Below are 2,252 nucleotides of genomic sequence, written 5' to 3'. Positions count from 1 at the left end.
ACATTATATAATATATATAAGAAAAATAAAAATTATTTGTACAGATAAAATGAATATAATATTATTTGTTATGTGAAAGATAGGGGGAAGTAATCTATCTATCAGTAATAAAAGAACATATTAATTTTTAATAATACAAACCTCTTTAATAAAAAAGTTGGTATAATTTATAATATATGAAACTAAAAGAGATGCGTATAGTTTAAATAATATACCTAAAATAACCTTTAAACTTATACAAAGAATATATTAGTTATATATTGAAATAAGAAGGAGAGTAAAATATGGGAAAGTTATTAGTAGTTGTTGATTTTCAAAATGATTTTGTAGATGGTGCTTTAGGATTTGAAAAGGCTGTAACTTTAGAAGATGGTATTTATAATAAAGTAGAAAGTTATTTAAATGAAGGACATAAAGTGCTATTTACTTATGATACTCATGAAGAAGACTATTTGGAAACAAGGGAAGGAAGGAATTTACCAGTAGTTCATTGTATTAAAGGAAGCAGGGGACATGAGCTATATGGAAGACTTGTGGATTTTAAAAATAGAAAGAACACATTATGTTATGAAAAGTATGGTTTTGGTATATCTCCTAAAGATATGGTTAATATAGCTGAAGAAATTGGAAATGATATAAGAGAGATAGAAATAGTGGGGGTAGTAACTAATATCTGTGTAATAAGTAATTTTATAATGTTTCAATCACAGTTTAGAGAAGCAGAAATAACAGTAGATGCTAGTTTATGTGCAAGTTTTGATGATGTATTACATGATAAGACCTTAGATGTTATTTTAGGATTACAAGGTAAAGTTATAAATAAATAAATAAATAAATAAATAAATAAATGTTCCCAAATAAGAGGCTAACAAGTTCGCAAGTGTTATCCTCTTATTTTTTATGCTTTGCAGTGATATATATTATGTTTTATAAGATTAAGAATATTAAAAATATTATTTGATGGATTTTATTTTCTTACTATACCTTAGTGATAATTATAAAATTTAATATATTATAGATTAGTTTACAGCTTTGAGTGAAATTCTTATTAGAAAACGTAAACTAGCGAGGAGAAAAATCATTATAGCAGGAGGAATTGATAAGATATGGTAAACAAATATCTTGATAGTCAAAATATTTGTGTTTAAAATTAGATAAAAAAAGATAACAAGAGAGGGAACTTATGAAGAAGAAAAATATAATAATTTCAATAATAGTTGGAGTATTACTAGTGATGTTTGTTGGACTAGCTTATATAGGTAATTATTTCTTTAATTATGCACTAGTAAGACAAGAAGGTATAATTACTGAAGCTAATATAGATCCTAATGCACCTCAATCTGTAGAAACATATGCAGAAGTAGTTAATAAGGAGAAATCTAAAGAAGATGTTTCAAAGTGGTTAGAAGAAGTTAAAACTGAAGAAACTACAATTTTATCAGAGGATGGATTGAATCTTTGGGGAAAACTTTATTTTCAAGGAGAAAAAAGTGATAAATGGGTTATAATAGCTCATGGTTATACATCAAGTCATGAAGATATACAGCCTATAGCCTTAAATTTTTATAATAAAGGTTACAATGTATTAACTCCAGATATGAGAGCTCATGGAAATAGTGAAGGAAAGTACATTGGAATGGGATGGTTAGATAGAAAAGATATGTTACTTTGGATAGATTATGTTCTATCTTTAGATAGTAATTCACAAATAGTTCTTTATGGTGAATCTATGGGGGGAGCTACAGTTATGATGACTTCTGGGGAAGCTTTACCTAGTAATGTTAAAGCAATCATAGAAGATTGTGGATATACTTCAGTTCAAGAAATGTTTGAAGCAGAATTGTATAATAGATTTGAATTACCTCCATTTCCTATTTTAAATGCAGCAGAAGTTGTTACATCTATAAGAGCTAAATATAATTTTGATGAAGCTTCAGCATTAGAACAAGTAAAGAAATCAAAAACTCCAATGTTATTTACTCATGGAGGAAATGATAATTATGTACCTACAGAGATGGTATATAGATTATACGAAGCAGCTCAATGTGAGAAAGATATATTAGTAATTGATGGAGCAGGCCACGGTTCAGCACCAGACGTAGATCCAGATACTTATTACAATAAGGTATTTAGTTTCTTAGATAAATATGTAAACTAAAGAAATATAGTGGAATATAGAAAACCATATATTGACATAAAATAAAATATATCTTATAATAAGTTAAATAATAACTTTTAAGGAGGTATATATG

2 protein-coding genes are annotated in these 2,252 nt (G+C 26.9%); both read left to right on the top strand.

Annotated features, from left to right (window positions below; genetic code table 11):
* Window positions 1–284: 284 nt before the first annotated feature.
* Window positions 285–827, top strand: coding sequence for an isochorismatase family cysteine hydrolase (locus E6248_RS15535; RefSeq protein ID WP_316341674.1), 543 nt, complete (start codon window positions 285–287; stop codon window positions 825–827).
* 356 nt (window positions 828–1,183) lie between these two features.
* Complete coding sequence (locus tag E6248_RS15530) at window positions 1,184–2,158, top strand: alpha/beta fold hydrolase (RefSeq protein ID WP_316341673.1); 975 nt, start codon at window positions 1,184–1,186, stop codon at window positions 2,156–2,158.
* Window positions 2,159–2,252 lie beyond the last annotated feature (94 nt).

The sequence above is a fragment of the Clostridium sp. genome, from assembly GCF_032552055.1.
In the GTDB taxonomy this organism is placed as follows: Bacteria; Bacillota; Clostridia; order Clostridiales; family Clostridiaceae; genus Clostridium.
This window is presented reverse-complemented; position numbering and strand designations above follow the sequence as displayed.